The following is a 15,905-nucleotide window of genomic DNA, read 5'->3' as shown; positions in this document are numbered from 1 at the left end:
AGCAAGGGTATCCCCTATCACGCTCTTTGTTAGGCTGGGTAAAGGAGATCTTAGTTGTTAGCTTGTGTTGAAATGGATCCTATGAACAAACTTATTGGGCGATCAGTAAATATTAAGCAATTTATTTGGGTGATCTGTTTTTTGACTCTTATTGTGGCAATGCCCTGCATGTCCCAGGTGTTAGTGACCAGCGAAGGGGGCTCATTTCCCCTATTTAATGGGCAAGATACTTCTGCCTGGAATCAAAATGGAAATGCTAATTGGCACCCAATTGGAAATGGAGTTGCCGCAGATCAAGGCTCGGGAATGCTGGTGGGTAAATACCCTTTTACTGACTATCAACTCCAATTTAATTACAAAATTGATGGGGCGACTCAATTTAGCCTATTCACCCATTGCTTAGACCCCAATAATATTGTTCCCAATTCGGCTATAGAGATAAATCTTTCTAGCATTCCAATTAAAGGCTATGGGGCTGGGTCGGTAATGGGGCTAATTAAGGCTCCCAAAATACAGGTAGCCAACCAATGGAACACGGTTTTGATTAGCTCTGAATCAAACCAGCTCACTGTGATTCTTAATGGCATTACTGTGGCAAATAAATTGGACTATCAAAACTTTCAAACAGGTCCTCTAGCAATTCAATTTGGTGGTGGTAAGCTGGAAATTACTAACTTGAACGCCATAATTCCAACTCGTTGGTAGATCTATTTTGCAAGTAACCCCTTCACAGCATCCCTTAAATATTCCAAAGGAACGGCGCCAGGAAGTACATCTATCTTCCCAGATTCATGATTTACCAAAATGACACCTGGGGTACCATTGATTCCTGCAGCGATACCATCTTGTAGATCACCGTTAATCTGCTTTTGAACTTCTTCAGATGTAAAGCATGCCTCAAACTGCTCTGAATTGATGTCAAGTGATTTAGCTAACTTTAAATTGGGCTCCTCACCTTTCTCAACCGGCATACCCTGACCATTTAAACGCGTTGTCTTAAACACAGCTTCAGAAAATTTCCAAAAAGCATCATTGCCACCCAATCTTCCGATGCATATTCCAGCGCTAGCTTCAATCACTGCCATTGGATTATGAAAAGACAATGGGAAATTACGCCAAACAACATTCACCTGTTCTGGCATCTCAGCTACAAGCTTCAAGGGAACTTCACTAAATTTTTGACAGTATGGGCACTCAAAATCAGAGTACTCAATGATTGAAATAGTAGCATCAGGCTTACCATATATAAACTCTATCTTGGGATCTACTTTGCGTGCATTTTTAGCGAGGCTTTTCTTTTGTTGCTCAGCTTTATCCTCTTCTAGTTTTTCAGCAGCCAGCTGCTTTTGACGTATGCGCTTAAGACTCCGCTCCACCGCCTTGTCAATAGCTCCAGAACTTTCTAATTGTTTAATCATTTGGTCAACAGTTGGGGCTTGCGCACTGATAGGCGAACAGAAGGATAGGGAGAGGAGTAGCGAGACGACAAGAGCAAGCAAGTTAGAGAAACGGCATTGCATAGATAAACATCCTTAGTTAGCAAAACAAGTAGTAGTTTTAATATCATTGATTGGTGATGTAGCTTTAGCACATTAAAACTAAAATGATTCTATAGCATTGCGCATCTTGAGCTATCCAGTTTGTCTCTTAGTGGCCGCTCCGAGCCTGTTTACTTGAATTTGCATCGGGCCGCTATGCAATGGTTAGCAGCCCTTAACGCCAATCAAACCCCGTAGGCTCAACTCGACCCAAAGCAGTAATTGACCAGGCAATAAAAAACCTGCCGAAGCAGGTCTTATTGCAGGCATCCAAATGTTTTTGGAGCTCTAGGTAATGTAAAAATGAGTTATTGGGATTCTTGTAAGTGGTCAACCTCGAAATAGGTTGCCTGAGGTTCAGATTTAAACCCATCTTTAATTTGAGATTGGATTGTGGGTAATAAAACACCATCTAAAAATTTCTGCCAAGTTTCTTTAGAGTCATGAATAGCAACTACTGACCAGCCACCAGGGGAAGGTCCAGCTGCATGGTATAGCTGGCCTACTGGAAGGCCTGCCCCACCATGAGGATGAACTACCGCGATTTCAGCATCATATTGAGATTTAGTCCCATTTGGATAAAAGTGAATAATTCCATAAGCCATTTTGAACTCTCTTTCGTTATGCATTAAAGGGGTATTTAAAACTAATGGGGGTCTGCTTTGAAAAGGACTAAGGTCACTCGCAGGTCTGCTGAATAAACTCTAACCCCCTTTTGATCTAAATAAGACTATTAAGTTACTTATATTAAAAATAAGTCTAATTAGAATGGATAGAATTGCGATACCGAGGGTATGCCACTAGTGAAGTGGCACTTGATAGATGGGCAATAGCCGTGCCAGAAATAAAAGTAATTAGAATGCCTCCAATAATGCACTTTACTTTCTGGCACTTATCTATTGATACTTTGGGAATAAGCGCATGAGATGCAAGCAAATCTTGATAAACCCTATTCACTTACCAAGCAAAGTTAAATAGAAAATATGTTCTTCAAGCACACAACCCCTGCTGATGCGCCACTGATGGCGCAAGCTGTTGTCAGTACCTGCCGCCAAAATGGTTGGTTCGATGAGATACAACCACGATTCCTAAAGACTATCTTTCATAAGCTCATGTCCTATGACTGTGATTTCCATACACTGGAGCCCCTCAGTATTGAGGAATTTTCTTTAGCAATGCCAGAACCTCAAAAGCGCAATGAAGTCCTCGATTTAATGCTCGCAACTGAATTATTATGTTCATCGATCTCACCAGAAATTTCTAATGCTATTAATTTGTGGGCTCAAAAACTAGGCATTGAAAATAATGGTCTAGCATTAGTTCGAGACCTTTCTAAGAAATTAACCATTCAAGCCCAGCAAGACTTCTACCGCTCAAATTATTTTTACGATAAAGATCTTACCTCACCTAACTTTGCTGATCTAGATCAAAAGTATGGTCTGAGCGCAACCATGATGACTCTCGAAGTATCAGATGAGATAGCCACGCGCTATGAAAATCTGCAGCAATACCCTGCTGGTAGCTTAGGCAGAGGTCTTTGGGATTTTTACAAAAAAAGGAACTTTACTTTTCCTGGCGTACTTGGTGGTATCAATGAAGCGGTAGCGCATCATGATTGGATTCATGTTCTAGCAGATTATGATTCTGATGGTATTGGAGAAATAGAAGTAGCTGCTTTTAGCACCATGGCTACAGAATCACAAAGTGCAGTAATGAATTTCTTGGGAGTACTTAGTATTTTCCAAGGTGGCTTACTGAAAACGATTGTTGCTGGAGCTCCTCACTTAGGACATGACATGGAAGTAATTAATGGACTCGAGCGCATTTCTACCGCCCTAAAAAGAGGTAAAGAGGTCAATATTGATTTAGTTCTTGGGATCAATTATTTTGATTATGCTCGCGAGCCATTAGAGGAGCTACGCAAAAGATGGAATATTCCACCTAAATAAGCATAAGCATTCTCATTTGCATTACTTCCGCTCTGAAATCTCTTTAGTTTTATTAGCAATTTGATCGGGGGTCAAAATACGCTTTTCAAATAATATATTGACTGCTGAAACAATCCAGCGCTCGTAATACGTAAGATTACCGATGATTTCAGATCCCAGATTCTCAACGCCGCGACGCTTTTCTTCAGTGTTAACAATTTGATGGGTAGCAAGTACGTCCAAAAGTGCATGACAGCGTTTTTCCCAAGGAAGCATCGGATGCTCTTCCATGTTGATGGCGTCAGCATCTTTCCCGCCGATATCATTTGGTAAGTGTGAAATCAGGCCTTTTGTTGAACTCATGCTTGACCCCTATTCGTCTGTACTAATGATGATTTGACAATAGTAACCCCAATCATCGCATCCCGGGTTACCAGACTAGCTAACTCTTCTTCAGTCAAATGCTCAGTTCCAGCTGGACGTAAAGGCAGAATTAAGTAGCGCATGTTTGCATTTGAATCGTGTACATGGATACTCACTTGATCTGGGATGGTAGTGCCAAATTCTTTTAAGACCGCACGCGGCTCTTTGACTGCTCGAGCTCGATACTGTTTGTTCTTATACCAGTCTGGTGGCAAGCCCAGCACGGGACGTGGATAGCATGAACAGAGCGTACAAACCACCATGTTGTGAACTTGAGGAGTATTTTCATGAACAATGAGATGGGCGCCGTCATACATGGTGATCCCCAGTTCTTCACATGCAGCAGAACCATCCGCTAATAAGCGTTTTTTAAACTCGGGGTCTGTCCATGCACGAGCGACTATTTTGGCCCCAAGTACAGGAGAGCGTGAATCTAAGATTTCAATCTGACGACGATGCTCATCAGCAGTAATCAACCGCGCTTCAATTAATAGTTCACGTACTGCTAGCTCAAGAGTCGCATAGTAGCCATAGGGCTCTTCGTCTTTTGTGACACCTGGATGGGTGTGGTCATGATCGTGATCGTGCTTATGGTCATGGTCGTGATGATCTGGAACAGTCATATTTTCTCCGCTTAAGCAGGTTCAAGCCAATGTTCAGAAATCTCAATCTGGAGTTGATCTATCGAAGCACCTTGATATTCTGGCCATAGTTCTTGTTGAGCAAAAGAAACTCGATAAAGCCAAACTTTGCTACCTACATTCTTGCCGTAGGCTTCTTCTTCTGGATTGATGAACTCATCTAAAACACGCTCAATACGACCCGTTTTTCCACGTACATAAAATGGTGTACGGTAATGTCCAACCGGAGTTTTATTTTTGATTTTGACTAAATCATTGACCAAAAAAGCAGGGCTTGAAGCTTTGGCTAGATCTAAGCCTAATTCTTCAACATTCATATTTCGCCCCCAAAGTTTTACTATATCCGAAATCTAAGGCGGTAGTCTTAGCAAAAGGCCAAGTCAGCTCAAAGGTCTGTTGTAGGCAGAATGCCTATCAATTTGGTACAGGTCAAATGCTTTACGTGATATTTCATCAAAACCGAGGCCCCCGCAGTCTTACTGGGGCTGTTAGGGGTTGGGGAAGGGCTGCTTCTGGCCGTTCTCCGCCACCCAAATACTGCCAATCACCCAGCCTGAGCGTCCGCAAGCCACCCCATAAGAGCCACCCGAACCATCTCGTAACCGGACACTTCCGAGTCGGGTCAAACCGACACTAAATCGCCAGGGTCAGAAGTTTTCTGAGTCGCCAATAGTTAGCCAGGATCAACCTACGCCCTCTCAAGGTCTTCCCAGCGCCGGCCAAGCTCAGTCATGATCAGCCACAATCGAGCCAATAGATAAGCTTAGATTTATATGAACCCCTATGATTTTTGGCCTACCCAGCACGATTCGAACGTGCGACCTACGCCTTAGAAGCTTTAAAAATGAGCTAAAACAACTAGTTAAACAATGACTTTAAGGTGTTTAGATTTAGTGTCCAGTAGGCACCGAGAACCTTGGCGTCGGGTGGAAATCATTGGATCTGACTTGGCATTGGCAGGCAGTCGGATGGATTAGCGTGAAAATTTGTCGGGTAAACCGACAAATAAGAATGCTGATACCTCCTGATCTGACAACTTCAATGCCATTTTAAATGCTTAACTTACTAACCGAAACTTTACCGTCTATCCAGGTTATATAACTTGATTCTTTCACTTCGATCCAATGGTCTAAATCATCATCAAATGGTTCGGATGCAATTGTACTTACTGTGCCATCTTTTAAATGAACTTCGTGGGTGTCTGGGGTTCCATAAAAAAGACTAGGCGAATTGTGGTCTGTTGAATAGCGAAACCCCCAGATAGACTTTCCATCACTTAAGGCTGCTGAGAGTCTTAATGGATCAGAGGACTTGTGATGCTCTAATATTTTTTGCACTTTTTCTATAGCAAGGCTCATGCCTTTGATGGGATCATTCATTAAGCCCATAGTTAGTGCCAATAAAAATAGCGCCTCACTGTCCGTTGTACCATATCTATGGGCATAAAATTCTTGAGAGATATGCGATTCAATCTCCCTACGATGTATGTGCCAGTCTCCAATATGTCCATTGTGCATAAAAATCCAATTCTCAAATGCGTACGGATGACAATTCATACGGGAAACACTTGTACCTGTAGATGCACGAACATGAGCAAAAAATAAATTACTTTTAATATGTCGACTTAACTCTTTGAGGTTTTCGTCATTCCAAGCTGGCAGAATATCTTTAAATAAACCAGGTGATTTTCTATCGCCGTACCAGGCTACGCCAAATCCATCGCCATTAGTGACAAAGCTAGATTTTGTTGCCTTAAGACTTTGTGAAATTAGTGAATTTTTTTGTAGAAATAACAGATTTTCTAGATAAATCTCAGCTCCTGCGTATGCCATCCATCTGCACATATTGCTCCTATTGATGTGTTTTTATAACATCCTTGAATGAAAAAATCATCCTAACCCCCAATGACTTTACACACTTTAATCCTTAGAGTGTGGTGTGAGTACCATCACACAGGGGTGCATTGGCTGATTGTTTGCAGCCACAGAAATAGACTGTAATGCTCTCTGATGCAATAAATTCCAAAGGGCTTAAATCTGTTCTCTGATGTGAACTATCACAAAAAGGCTGACGATTACTTAAGCCGCAACTGCACCAATAGTAAGTCTGGCCTTTGACTACCTCTACTGGATAAGGTGTATTTTTAGCTGTCTTTATCTCCATGCTAGCTCCCTATGCAATTTGATGATAGATGTGCTTACTCATATGACCACTCGTAACCTACATCAACGATCTCCAATACATAACCAAAATGATGCAGGCAATGGGTATTCCAGTCTCTATGAAATGCTACCAAAGTTGTATCGCAGTGATGGCGATTAATTAAATTCAGCAGGCCATGATCTTTACTCTCAATCTGCCCGTCCTTAGATTTCAGAACCACATAAATTGCATGTTTTCCACTCATGACAACCTCTGCAGGTTCAATGATGGTTTTAGATTACTCTAGTAATTACGCTTAGGGAAGAAGATTTGCAATATCAATATAAAGTGGGCAATCCCTTGTCTTGACTTGCAATTTGGTGCTATGCAATACGATTTCACCTACTAAAAAACTACATAATTAGTTAGACAAACTCCCTCATTAGGTTCAGCATAAGTTGATGTTGATGGGTTTGTTGAGCACGCCTTGGTCCCGTCTCGATACAGCGTGAATCAATCCATCCATTAGCAACCATTTTTCCGCTTTGATAGGAGGATGCCATGGGTACCCAAAATTTACAAATTGAAGAAGATAGCTTGACCGAAAAGTTCTTTGAACTTCAGAGTAATGAATTGGTTCAAGAACGTCTTATTTGGCAACATTTAACAAAGCGCAAAATCAATGAAATGAATCATATCCCGGATGAAAGCTATGCAGACTGGGGCGATGATTGAATAGCCGAATATGAAAATAACCGTCTATCGTTACAAAGTGTATGACTACCAGCATGATGACTATGCTTATATACCACCGCACTATGCGACACGGAAATATATTGAACAACTAGAAGGCACGACCATTATTGAGTATGACCATTTGGAAGTTGATGAATCTGATCTAGACGCTCTTGGCCGGATTATAGTCAAAGAGGGCTAACTGGCTAAGCCTCCTTTTAAAGAAAACCTCAATCAGAGCTCTCCAATCAGTTTTTCTTCTTAAAAGTTGCTTCAGTAATCGGCATATGTGTAACTACACAACATACGTCATCCAAGTGTTTGTAGGCAGATACCTTAACCTCGAACCATCTTTTATCTCCATTGGTGTGGCAAGGATATTTTGAAGTAAATGTTTTCGAATTTGTTGCAATAACTTCACGAATAGATCTAGCCACTTTGTTAGCTTCCTCAGAGCCCGGTCCCATTGCTTTCTCACACACAGCAAGATAATTGACGCCCTCACATCCTAGACTTCCCCCCTTTAATTTTGGATATAGCATGGCAGCAGATCGCCATGCACTATTAACCAAAATAATGATGCCCTCTGTATTTAATACTGCCGTCAGGGGTGAAACAAAGTTCAAAGCAGCTTGTGCCAAACTTTCTACTTTTCTTAGTCCATAGGCCTCTACTTTTGCCCTATCTTGCTCACTAGCAATCCCTGCAGGAATACTCTCTTTCTCGGTGATGGTCGTAGAGTAAATGAACGATGCATCTAAATTGAGCCAGCCAATTAAAGTCTTCAGTCTTGCTGTCTCTGGCATTGATTGGCCATTGATCCATTTTCTTGCCGATTCACGACTGATTGGCTTTGACTGAAAGTTACGTAGATTAAATTCAATTGTCAGCTTATTAGCCGTGGGAATTTTGCCAAACTTATCTATTAGCCCTGCCCTGAAGGCTAAATAGAAACGTTCGATTACAAGTTGGTTGATAGTGAAAACTCCCTAGGATGTTCTCTTGTCTATCAAACATCATGGACCTTTTAAAAAATTTATGTCCGATTAATTACATTTACCAACTTAAACGTGGCAATAAGTGATGAATTAAGCCTAGCTTACTAAGAATGAGGCCAAATTGGCTAAAGGACATTTGAATGACTGAGCTAACACACGCTATGGCATTAGAAAGACTAGAGGCAGGAGACTCAATCAACCTTCTGGATATGAAGAACCTATCTTATGCCGATCTCGATAAGCTATTTGAAGACATCAAACATTGGAAAGTCTACGGTAATATCAACTCAAAAATAAAAGAAGTAAAGCGATAACAAAGTTCATGTTGGAATACTTATCCAAAATTGATAAAGCAAGATCAATCAATAAAAGCTATCACTTAAACGATAGGCAAGTCTTGATCTTAGACTATATATGTGAAAAATATCTTACCAATAAGGCCTGCCACGTTAAAGAGATTATTTTACTAAAAACAGTAGGATCTCAGGCAACGCTTCATGCTGTTACGAAAGAACTGGCTAGACTAGATTTAATTAAAGTTGGGATCGATTCGGTTGATAATAGAATAAAAAATGTCCTACCAACTTCTCTAGCTCTAAAACGTTTAAAGACTTTAGTAGCTATTTTCATGGATAGTCCCTAAGTTATATTGAATCACTGACAATATCTTAGACACTTGCAAACTTCGCTTGGTACTACATTTCAAATACTACCGGAGAAAGCCCAACGTTGTAACCATGATGCCTAACCGGGTTGTAAAAAATTTCAATGTAATCACAGATATCTACCCTTGTTTTTACTCTGCTGGAATGTCCTATTTATTAGTCAAGGTATACGGGCTATGAGACGAAGTGCCAAATCTGGCAGCGATGTCTTGAAATCAGAAACATCACTCAAGCACTTGCTTGAGTTCCTCTAACTTGAACTCTTCTGTTAATGGTCTTTTTGCACTCATTAAACACCTTCTAATAAACTAAATATTATGCTAGATAATGTCTATATAAGTGATAGCGATTCAAACTCGTGATCCGAGTTACCACTTATATGATGTACGTTGGTACCTTTGTCTCCAAAGCAAAATTATTTATCTTATTTCCAATTCTTTTAATGCTTTATTTAAATACACAGATAGCTTTTGAAAATGCTTATCTGCTTTTGCTGTTAAATAAATTAATTTTTTTCGGCCGTCCAGCTTTCCTTCTCGTAACTCAACATAACCTTTAGTACTCAAACTTTTTAATCGTTTATGAATCGTCGCTTGCGAACCAAATTGCCATAGAACTAGGAGATCCCCTACCAATAGATCATCGCCCTTAAATGTCATCAATAAAATATGATTCAGCAACTGCTCCTCTACAAGATCAATTTTATGATTAGCATTAATCCAATTTAAAGAAGTTGAGGCATTTAGATATTTAGCAAAAGCCAACGATTTGATCGAAATCATTTTTTACCGCCTAAATTAATTTAATAATTTAGTTACTTTATAGGGTATTAATAAATATTTATGTCTGCTACCGTACACAATGACGAGATGTTGATGAGTAAGGCTTACTTCTGTTAGAAGAGAAAAACTTACTTCACTTTTTAGCACAATATCGCTCTTCCACCTGTAATTGCCTTTGGTGCTCTATAAAACTAAATGGATGTTTGCTGTTAGCAGCTCTGATTCAGCCGGGTGTGTAATAAATAATTTTGATCAGCTGGTAAAAAAATTTACCCGAAAGTTAGACGCTGAGCAAAGTCTAAAAGAGTCAATGATACTTAGACATCCAATAAAAACTAACTTACGTTGCAATGCAATTGGGTAATAATCTATCGTATTCTTTTTTCACAACCTTATAGCACTCACAACTACGCTGTTCTAGGCCAGTTCGATTTAAGATAGTGATGTGACCACGGGCATATTTAATTAGACCTGCCTTTTGGAGTTTTGTTGCTGCCTCAGTTACCCCTTCCCTGCGAACGCCCAGCATATTAGCAATAAGCTCCTGCGTCATAATGAGCTCATTCCCTGTTAGACGATCGGCGCTTAGTAATAACCATCGACATAATTGCTGATCTAAAGAATGGTGCCGATTACAAACCGCAGTTTGTGTCATTTGACTTATGAGTGCTTGGGTGTAGCGTAGTAGAAGATGCATTACTGGAGCAGATCGATTAAATTCGTCCAATAAAATACTAGACTTGATTTTGTAACCAAAGCCTGCACTTTGGACAACGGCCCTGCTAGTAGATGTCTCACCCCCCATAAAAATTGATATGCCCACTAAACCTTCATTACCTGCTACAGCAATTTCCGCAGATGTTCCATTTTCTAATCCATACAATAAAGAAACAATTGCAGTGGCCGGAAAGAAAACATGAGTCATCTTTATTCCTGGCTCGTATAAAACCATACCAAGTTCCATGTCAACCAGTGTGAAGTGAAGCAGTAACCTCTTCCATACTTCTGGGGGAAAGGAATTGAATAATTGGTTTTGATCTTTAACTAAAATCATTTATTCTTTATATATATTTTATGTAACAGATCACTTAATATAACTATAACTATAACTATTATACTTACTATAGATTAAGTCTGTTCGATAGCGCACATAAGGATTGAGAGCAAACCGTTATGGTTGACCCCGTACATATTTAAGCTTTTCCCCAAATATATCTCTTGTCCAATTGAGACGGATTATTTTATCGGAGTGACTGGAGCCTTTCCGCGTCCAAAATAAATATCAATTAACACTCGACCGACTTCATGATCTAAATACGAGTTCATACGAGGATCCCAAAATTGCCCTTTATCGGCATCATAGAATACCTCTCTGCCATCATATTGTTGTGGCCCATACAAATGATGAGTTATGATCTTTTGAAACAACTGTTTCTTGTTCATTTTTTTTATCCCTTCCTTGAAACGAAGCTAAGCATAATTAGGGTGAGTAATTGAACTATGTTCGAAATCTAGGGCAGTAGATTTAGCAGGACGCCAAATCAGCTCGTAGGTTTGTTATAGACAGTCTAGTTATTTCTTGCTAATAATTATGTGCGGTACCAACCATAAGAAATTATTTTTATTACTGAATAGGAAATGTAATTGGCGCGAATGATTTAATCATTGCCGCAATCGCACGCGCTAATAATGCAATACTAATTACCCATAACACCGGTGAATTTGGCAGGGTGCAAGGCTTGCTAATTGAAGATTGGGAAGTTTAATGTGATGACCCCTACTGGGATCACTGGGCTACTTTCCGCTGGAATGGGCGCCAACTTTGGAATGGAATAGGTGGCAACTTTCACTGGAATACACACAATGCGTCATCACCCTCTTCAAGAACTTGATTTAGGTATTCGGCAATTGCTTTATCGCTATTTAAATAGCGAGCCATATCAAAGTTGGGCAGCGCATCAATCTTTGTTTTCTTAATTTCTTTGGCGATTTTCATCATCCCCCCAACGTTTTTAGTATTTTCTTAACAGTCTTTATGTCTGCAGCCTAAGTTGATTTGATAAAACCAGACAGGTCAACATCTCTAGATTTATTTGCTTTGCTACCCTAGGGACAGCTCATCTCGTTGAGTTTTTCATATATAAGCTCCCCCATAATGTGAGCTCTTCCGTTAAAAATTATGTTTGTTGCTCCGGGTCCGGCATGCAATTTTGACAAGACTATTCTTTCTTCATGATTTTCAACCAATCGAATGGCGGCCTCGACATACTGGTCCACAGACTTAGCGATCATCCAATTTGGAAATCCAAGGCGCTCAAAAAGACCCTGATCGATATGTTCATGTACTTCCTGCCCCGTCTTACAAATACCAACCAGTCCAGCGCTAACAGTATCGATAATCCCATTTGTATTGCCAAATGGAAAGGGATTGATAAATAAATCGCATTGATTTATAACCTTCATATATTCAGCGTATGCCTGATGCGGGTGTACAGTAACACCATCACCTAAATAGCTCTTGACCACCCTCTCAACATAAGGATGAATAATACCCTGCGCTTGACCTATTAGAAACTGAAAATGAATTGGCACCTTTGCGCGTTGGGATATTAGAGCGCAGGCCTGCAAAAAGCCTGGGTTTAACTTCATGGTGGTAGAACATACAGCAATTTGCACTAAAGTTGGCTTTTGGACGCGATCTAAATCAAGATTGAGAGGCAGAGCGGCGGCAGATGGTCTATATGGCATTCCATCTTTTGGTAATTTTAATAATCTTTCACTAAAACACTCCTCGCTACCAACATAGTCTTCCTCTACAACTACATAATCAATGGCATGGGCATGCGTTGTCGCTGGATGCCCTAACGCCATCAATTGCATTGGTGCAATCCGTAAATTTGCTAACCACATGGTTAAAGGGAACATGCCGACACTAGGCATGTAACACACTTTTGCCCCCTTATCCCTTGCTAAATTTTGAATTTGTCTTAACTGTTCTGGCATTGAGTTAGCTTTAATAACAACAAACTCATCAAACACTTGGCGAGTTGTTTCATCTACACACTGTTCATACGCCATTCCAATTACATAAAAATGCTGGCGAGCACTCTCAATGGTTAATGAATGTGTTCTGTAGATAGAATGGGCACTACCAAACCACTCCAAAACAACAAGCATTACGGGCTTATTATTTAAATCATGTACCTGAACATTATTTATAGAGAGATCAAAATCTAATAAATTATGTTGATTCAATTTTTTACAAATCAGAGCATTAATGGATCTTTTAATATCATGTTTCTTATGGTTATCAGCATAACTGCAGTGCATATATAGATCATGTAGAACTCCCATAGGGAGACTTTCCAAATCCTCTATTTCAACCAATCTCTTGGTGAGCCATGGCAAAATTTGCTCTCGCTTGCTATGAGCAAGAGGCGAACCCAAAAATCTTGGGGAGATCAATACAAGACAAAGACTTGCTGCCAAAACTTTGTCAGCCTCCCAAAGCGCATCTAAATCTAAAGGAACTTCCGAATCGGGCATATATAGAAGTGCAAATTTAAATAAATCTTCTTTTGCCAACTCCAGCCGGGATAAATCTGATTGATTTTCTTGCAAATTTAACGAGCGCATCACATGATCTGCATTATGGAAAGAGCTGACAGAAAATATAAGAGATAACCAACGGTGATAATTTAAAATGCGTGATTGCCATTCAAATGAAATTCTCAATTCTTTATCAGCGAAAAAGCAAGATATAGCTGCGGCAATGCGGGTCATTAAATGTCGATTTTCTTCTTGCTGCGCTACAGACTGCAAGGGTTGCGCCTCAAATTGAGAGCCAACATACCCATAATTTTGATCCAGCCCCTCCAATAGCGCCAGGAGCTCCCTCATTCCAGCCTCATGATTTCTGCTGTATGCAAATGCTTCAAATTTTTCTAAGTTAAATCCCACCTCAATAAATCCTTATTTTTTTAGCGCTCTGCTTTGCATATTTATTTTTTGATAATTTCCGGCGCGTGTCAAGGTAGTTGTCGCTTCATTTATGCTGCTTTGGCATCAATTTAGCCAACTCTTCTGAGAGACGTGTAGCCACCCTCTCTACTGGTACGTTCCAGAGGCCTGTAATGTGCTGTCTAAAAATTTCTGTTTTTGGGTACCAACTAGATATAGTTTGATCAATACCCCAACGCCAGTCACAAAATGTTGGTAATAACAGAAAAACGGGGATATTGAGTGCCCCAGCTAAATGTGCTACTGCAGTATCAACACTGACTACAAGATCGAGTTGGGTGCAAATTGCCGCAGTATCTAGCAAATCACCCAATTTATCGCCGACTATAGTTATGGACGCTTGCTCAAGATCGTCAAATACCTTCAAATCTGAGTTAATTTTTTCTAAATTATCATTTTGCAAAATCACCCAATCAATTCCTTGAATTTTAAATATTGGAGCAAGACTCCTTAAATCAAAAACTGATCGGAGCCGATCATTCTCATGGGTTGGATTACCCTGATATGCAAGCCCAACCTTTAATCGATTTACTTTTTCGGCAGTTAGTTTTAAGGCTGCTTTTTTTTTAGTTGCCGCACTCACTTCAATGTATGGCAATTTTTGTGGAACACCAAACTTGTTTAGCGAATAATATGCAGGTATCGAGTGGGGAAATACCCAATAATCCAAATCCTTAATGTGTTTATTATTTTCCGCTTGACTGCTCGACACAACTAAATCTACATCTGCCAAGCCAGCCATCAATGCAACAAGGGGCTTCTGACAAACCAAAGCAACTAATGACGCGCCAAGATCTTTGAATTGACTTGCAAACCTTGCAAACATAATCTCGTCGCCAAGGCCAAATTCAGTCCATATGGCAATCCGCTTCCCTTGAAGGCTCTGCCCTTCCCATCTAGGGTAATTTACGGGTGGAGTAATGGGTGTTCGTCGAGCATCAGGAACAAGGGGGTCTCTAGCTTGAAATCCTTCATCGTACCTCCCCATGGATAGCAAATGCAAAGCGCGGAAATATTGGCTTTCATAAGATGTCGGTTTAAGTTGTAAATACTGGTCCCATGCATCAAGCGCAGATTCTGCGGAGATACTCCTTGATAGCAAATTTGTAGCAAAGTTAATTGCCTCAAATTGAGTGGGCTCTAAATTTATAGCGCCCTGGCAATAATTCATTGCCTCTGCAAATTTCCCAGCCTGCTCACAGGCAATTGCAAGATCCATCAATTGACGAAATCCATGTAACTTTTTTCTCAGAACAATCTCAATTGCGCACTCAGCAATTCCTAGCGTTTGATCAATCAATTGGGTAGTTGGCTCATAATGATCGCTTACTAAATGAATGCGCTCACAATCAGCGACATTACTGAGCTGTCTGATTAAATCTATAACCTGAATTGATTTTGGCATCCTTGGATTTGATTTAGAAATTGTGAAAGACCATGAATGATCAGCGTTATGAATAGATGGCCAAATGCCATGTTCATACATATCCTCATCAGGCACACTAACAATCAGAAATCCCCCTGGTTTTGTAACTCTCAACCAATTTTTCAATGCTTCTAGTGGGTTTTCTAGGTCCTCAAGACAGTGTGAGGAATATACAAAATCGAATTGATCATCTAGAACACCCTCTAGATACTGAGCATCTCCATCATAAACATCCCAGCTACGGACAGATTTAATTTTAGTAAAGCGGGTTAGTTGCTGAGCAAGTGAATCTTCACCTGCACCGATATCAATGCCGTTTCCAACAAAAAATCTAGTGACAAATGATTGGTCTCTCCGTCTTCTTATAGAGGCTTTACTAGTTTCATTCATTATTATCTAACGGGATTTTGGTTGGCAAGTCTAGAAAAATTATCGGTAGAGCAATAAAGATATTTTTATCCGAGAAATTGTCAATCTTCACTTGATCAATCGAATATTTCGGTAAGGCAGAATTTTGCGGCTGAATAAACTGATCTTTGCCCAATATTTGCATTTGATAGAGGTTATCTATTGACGCCTGATATGACGTGTTAAGTTGGTCTCCATT

At 40.1% G+C, this 15,905-nt stretch carries 22 protein-coding genes; 6 read left to right on the top strand and 16 right to left on the bottom strand.

Annotated features, from left to right (window positions below; genetic code table 11):
* The first annotated feature begins 168 nt into the window (after nucleotides 1-168).
* Nucleotides 169-705, top strand: a complete 537-nt coding sequence (locus tag Pas1_RS04295) for a 3-keto-disaccharide hydrolase (RefSeq protein WP_215336886.1) — start codon at nucleotides 169-171, stop codon at nucleotides 703-705.
* A 2-nt stretch (nucleotides 706-707) separates the two neighbouring features.
* Here Pas1_RS04295 and Pas1_RS04290 read toward each other — a convergent pair whose 3' ends face one another.
* Nucleotides 708-1,520 (bottom strand): DsbA family protein, encoded by an 813-nt coding sequence (locus Pas1_RS04290; RefSeq protein ID WP_112294599.1) that lies wholly within the window; start codon nucleotides 1,518-1,520, stop codon nucleotides 708-710.
* Between the two features lie 326 nt (nucleotides 1,521-1,846).
* Nucleotides 1,847-2,167, bottom strand: coding sequence for a hypothetical protein (locus tag Pas1_RS04285; RefSeq protein ID WP_225971651.1), 321 nt, complete (start codon nucleotides 2,165-2,167; stop codon nucleotides 1,847-1,849).
* 354 nt (nucleotides 2,168-2,521) lie between these two features.
* On the opposite strand from Pas1_RS04285, the gene Pas1_RS04280 reads away from it, so the two are divergent.
* Nucleotides 2,522-3,487, top strand: a complete 966-nt coding sequence (locus Pas1_RS04280; RefSeq protein ID WP_112294597.1) for a hypothetical protein — start codon at nucleotides 2,522-2,524, stop codon at nucleotides 3,485-3,487.
* Nucleotides 3,488-3,508: 21 nt separating this feature from the next.
* On the opposite strand, the gene Pas1_RS04275 is transcribed toward Pas1_RS04280, so the two are convergent.
* The 6 genes from Pas1_RS04275 to Pas1_RS04250 form a co-directional block, all read right to left on the bottom strand.
* Nucleotides 3,509-3,829, bottom strand: a complete 321-nt coding sequence (locus Pas1_RS04275; RefSeq protein WP_112294596.1) for an SH3-like domain-containing protein — start codon at nucleotides 3,827-3,829, stop codon at nucleotides 3,509-3,511.
* Entirely contained in the window at nucleotides 3,826-4,512 is a 687-nt protein-coding gene (nthA, locus tag Pas1_RS04270) for a nitrile hydratase subunit alpha (RefSeq protein ID WP_112294595.1), read from the bottom strand. Before nthA ends, Pas1_RS04275 begins: the two co-directional genes overlap by 4 nt.
* Before the next feature lie 11 nt (nucleotides 4,513-4,523).
* Nucleotides 4,524-4,847 carry an SH3-like domain-containing protein gene (locus tag Pas1_RS04265; RefSeq protein WP_112294594.1) on the bottom strand — a complete coding sequence of 108 codons (324 nt, stop codon included), beginning with the start codon at nucleotides 4,845-4,847 and terminating at the stop codon, nucleotides 4,524-4,526.
* A gap of 732 nt (nucleotides 4,848-5,579) precedes the next feature.
* On the bottom strand, nucleotides 5,580-6,362 hold the full coding sequence (locus tag Pas1_RS04260) for a class II glutamine amidotransferase (protein ID WP_158525991.1): 783 nt from the start codon (nucleotides 6,360-6,362) through the stop codon (nucleotides 5,580-5,582).
* 94 nt (nucleotides 6,363-6,456) lie between these two features.
* Complete coding sequence (locus Pas1_RS04255) at nucleotides 6,457-6,693, bottom strand: CDGSH iron-sulfur domain-containing protein (protein ID WP_112294592.1); 237 nt, start codon at nucleotides 6,691-6,693, stop codon at nucleotides 6,457-6,459.
* A 34-nt stretch (nucleotides 6,694-6,727) separates the two neighbouring features.
* Nucleotides 6,728-6,937, bottom strand: a complete 210-nt coding sequence (locus Pas1_RS04250; RefSeq protein ID WP_112294591.1) for a hypothetical protein — start codon at nucleotides 6,935-6,937, stop codon at nucleotides 6,728-6,730.
* 296 nt (nucleotides 6,938-7,233) lie between these two features.
* On the opposite strand from Pas1_RS04250, the gene Pas1_RS09635 reads away from it, so the two are divergent.
* Entirely contained in the window at nucleotides 7,234-7,407 is a 174-nt protein-coding gene (locus Pas1_RS09635) for a hypothetical protein (protein ID WP_158525990.1), read from the top strand.
* 10 nt (nucleotides 7,408-7,417) lie between these two features.
* Nucleotides 7,418-7,609 (top strand): hypothetical protein, encoded by a 192-nt coding sequence (locus Pas1_RS04245; protein WP_112294590.1) that lies wholly within the window; start codon nucleotides 7,418-7,420, stop codon nucleotides 7,607-7,609.
* 46 nt (nucleotides 7,610-7,655) lie between these two features.
* On the opposite strand, the gene Pas1_RS04240 is transcribed toward Pas1_RS04245, so the two are convergent.
* Nucleotides 7,656-8,213: a hypothetical protein gene (locus Pas1_RS04240; RefSeq protein ID WP_112294589.1), complete on the bottom strand. Its 558-nt coding sequence runs from the start codon at nucleotides 8,211-8,213 to the stop codon at nucleotides 7,656-7,658.
* Nucleotides 8,214-8,545: 332 nt separating this feature from the next.
* Here Pas1_RS04240 and Pas1_RS09630 point away from each other — a divergent pair, with 332 nt between their 5' ends.
* Complete coding sequence (locus Pas1_RS09630; protein WP_158525989.1) at nucleotides 8,546-8,719, top strand: hypothetical protein; 174 nt, start codon at nucleotides 8,546-8,548, stop codon at nucleotides 8,717-8,719.
* A gap of 8 nt (nucleotides 8,720-8,727) precedes the next feature.
* Nucleotides 8,728-9,048, top strand: coding sequence for a hypothetical protein (locus Pas1_RS04235; RefSeq protein WP_112294588.1), 321 nt, complete (start codon nucleotides 8,728-8,730; stop codon nucleotides 9,046-9,048).
* Nucleotides 9,049-9,489: 441 nt separating this feature from the next.
* Here the strand turns inward: Pas1_RS04235 and Pas1_RS04230 are convergent, their stop codons facing one another.
* From Pas1_RS04230 to Pas1_RS09760, 7 genes are all read right to left on the bottom strand, one after another.
* Nucleotides 9,490-9,852: a helix-turn-helix domain-containing protein gene (locus tag Pas1_RS04230; protein ID WP_112294587.1), complete on the bottom strand. Its 363-nt coding sequence runs from the start codon at nucleotides 9,850-9,852 to the stop codon at nucleotides 9,490-9,492.
* Between the two features lie 340 nt (nucleotides 9,853-10,192).
* Nucleotides 10,193-10,906: a Crp/Fnr family transcriptional regulator gene (locus Pas1_RS04225; RefSeq protein WP_112294586.1), complete on the bottom strand. Its 714-nt coding sequence runs from the start codon at nucleotides 10,904-10,906 to the stop codon at nucleotides 10,193-10,195.
* 182 nt (nucleotides 10,907-11,088) lie between these two features.
* Nucleotides 11,089-11,295, bottom strand: coding sequence for a hypothetical protein (locus Pas1_RS04220; protein ID WP_112294585.1), 207 nt, complete (start codon nucleotides 11,293-11,295; stop codon nucleotides 11,089-11,091).
* A 403-nt stretch (nucleotides 11,296-11,698) separates the two neighbouring features.
* On the bottom strand, nucleotides 11,699-11,851 hold the full coding sequence (locus Pas1_RS09625) for a helix-turn-helix domain-containing protein (RefSeq protein WP_158525988.1): 153 nt from the start codon (nucleotides 11,849-11,851) through the stop codon (nucleotides 11,699-11,701).
* A gap of 107 nt (nucleotides 11,852-11,958) precedes the next feature.
* Entirely contained in the window at nucleotides 11,959-13,812 is a 1,854-nt protein-coding gene (locus tag Pas1_RS04210; protein WP_112294584.1) for a peptide transporter, read from the bottom strand.
* A gap of 85 nt (nucleotides 13,813-13,897) precedes the next feature.
* The gene (locus Pas1_RS04205) at nucleotides 13,898-15,688 is read right to left on the bottom strand and encodes a methyltransferase domain-containing protein (RefSeq protein ID WP_112294583.1); all 1,791 of its coding nucleotides are present in this window, start codon (nucleotides 15,686-15,688) and stop codon (nucleotides 13,898-13,900) included.
* Nucleotides 15,681-15,905 (bottom strand): hypothetical protein (locus Pas1_RS09760; RefSeq protein ID WP_225971650.1); only part of this gene is annotated, 225 nt, incomplete at its 5' end. The genes Pas1_RS09760 and Pas1_RS04205, both read right to left, overlap by 8 nt.

It is taken from the genome of Polynucleobacter paneuropaeus (genome assembly GCF_003261235.1).
GTDB classification, from domain to species: Bacteria; Pseudomonadota; Gammaproteobacteria; order Burkholderiales; family Burkholderiaceae; genus Polynucleobacter; species Polynucleobacter paneuropaeus.
The sequence above is the reverse complement of the archived record's forward strand: the minus strand, read 5'-3'. Positions and strand labels throughout refer to the sequence as shown.

Coding starts and splice junctions, on each gene's coding strand:
- Pas1_RS04260 (WP_158525991.1), bottom strand. CDS start 6,362: ATGGCATACGCAGGAGCTGAGATTTATCTAGAAAATCTGTTATTTCTA.
- Pas1_RS04230 (WP_112294587.1), bottom strand. CDS start 9,852: ATGATTTCGATCAAATCGTTGGCTTTTGCTAAATATCTAAATGCCTCA.
- Pas1_RS09625 (WP_158525988.1), bottom strand. CDS start 11,851: ATGATGAAAATCGCCAAAGAAATTAAGAAAACAAAGATTGATGCGCTG.
- Pas1_RS04235 (WP_112294588.1), top strand. CDS start 8,728: ATGTTGGAATACTTATCCAAAATTGATAAAGCAAGATCAATCAATAAA.
- Pas1_RS04285 (WP_225971651.1), bottom strand. CDS start 2,167: ATGCATAACGAAAGAGAGTTCAAAATGGCTTATGGAATTATTCACTTT.
- Pas1_RS04205 (WP_112294583.1), bottom strand. CDS start 15,688: ATGAATGAAACTAGTAAAGCCTCTATAAGAAGACGGAGAGACCAATCA.
- Pas1_RS04290 (WP_112294599.1), bottom strand. CDS start 1,520: ATGCAATGCCGTTTCTCTAACTTGCTTGCTCTTGTCGTCTCGCTACTC.
- Pas1_RS04255 (WP_112294592.1), bottom strand. CDS start 6,693: ATGGAGATAAAGACAGCTAAAAATACACCTTATCCAGTAGAGGTAGTC.
- Pas1_RS04220 (WP_112294585.1), bottom strand. CDS start 11,295: ATGAACAAGAAACAGTTGTTTCAAAAGATCATAACTCATCATTTGTAT.
- Pas1_RS04265 (WP_112294594.1), bottom strand. CDS start 4,847: ATGAATGTTGAAGAATTAGGCTTAGATCTAGCCAAAGCTTCAAGCCCT.
- Pas1_RS04275 (WP_112294596.1), bottom strand. CDS start 3,829: ATGAGTTCAACAAAAGGCCTGATTTCACACTTACCAAATGATATCGGC.
- Pas1_RS09635 (WP_158525990.1), top strand. CDS start 7,234: ATGGGTACCCAAAATTTACAAATTGAAGAAGATAGCTTGACCGAAAAG.
- Pas1_RS04225 (WP_112294586.1), bottom strand. CDS start 10,906: ATGATTTTAGTTAAAGATCAAAACCAATTATTCAATTCCTTTCCCCCA.
- Pas1_RS04240 (WP_112294589.1), bottom strand. CDS start 8,213: ATGCCAGAGACAGCAAGACTGAAGACTTTAATTGGCTGGCTCAATTTA.
- Pas1_RS04295 (WP_215336886.1), top strand. CDS start 169: ATGTCCCAGGTGTTAGTGACCAGCGAAGGGGGCTCATTTCCCCTATTT.
- Pas1_RS04250 (WP_112294591.1), bottom strand. CDS start 6,937: ATGAGTGGAAAACATGCAATTTATGTGGTTCTGAAATCTAAGGACGGG.
- Pas1_RS04280 (WP_112294597.1), top strand. CDS start 2,522: ATGTTCTTCAAGCACACAACCCCTGCTGATGCGCCACTGATGGCGCAA.
- Pas1_RS09630 (WP_158525989.1), top strand. CDS start 8,546: ATGACTGAGCTAACACACGCTATGGCATTAGAAAGACTAGAGGCAGGA.
- nthA (WP_112294595.1), bottom strand. CDS start 4,512: ATGACTGTTCCAGATCATCACGACCATGACCATAAGCACGATCACGAT.
- Pas1_RS04245 (WP_112294590.1), top strand. CDS start 7,418: ATGAAAATAACCGTCTATCGTTACAAAGTGTATGACTACCAGCATGAT.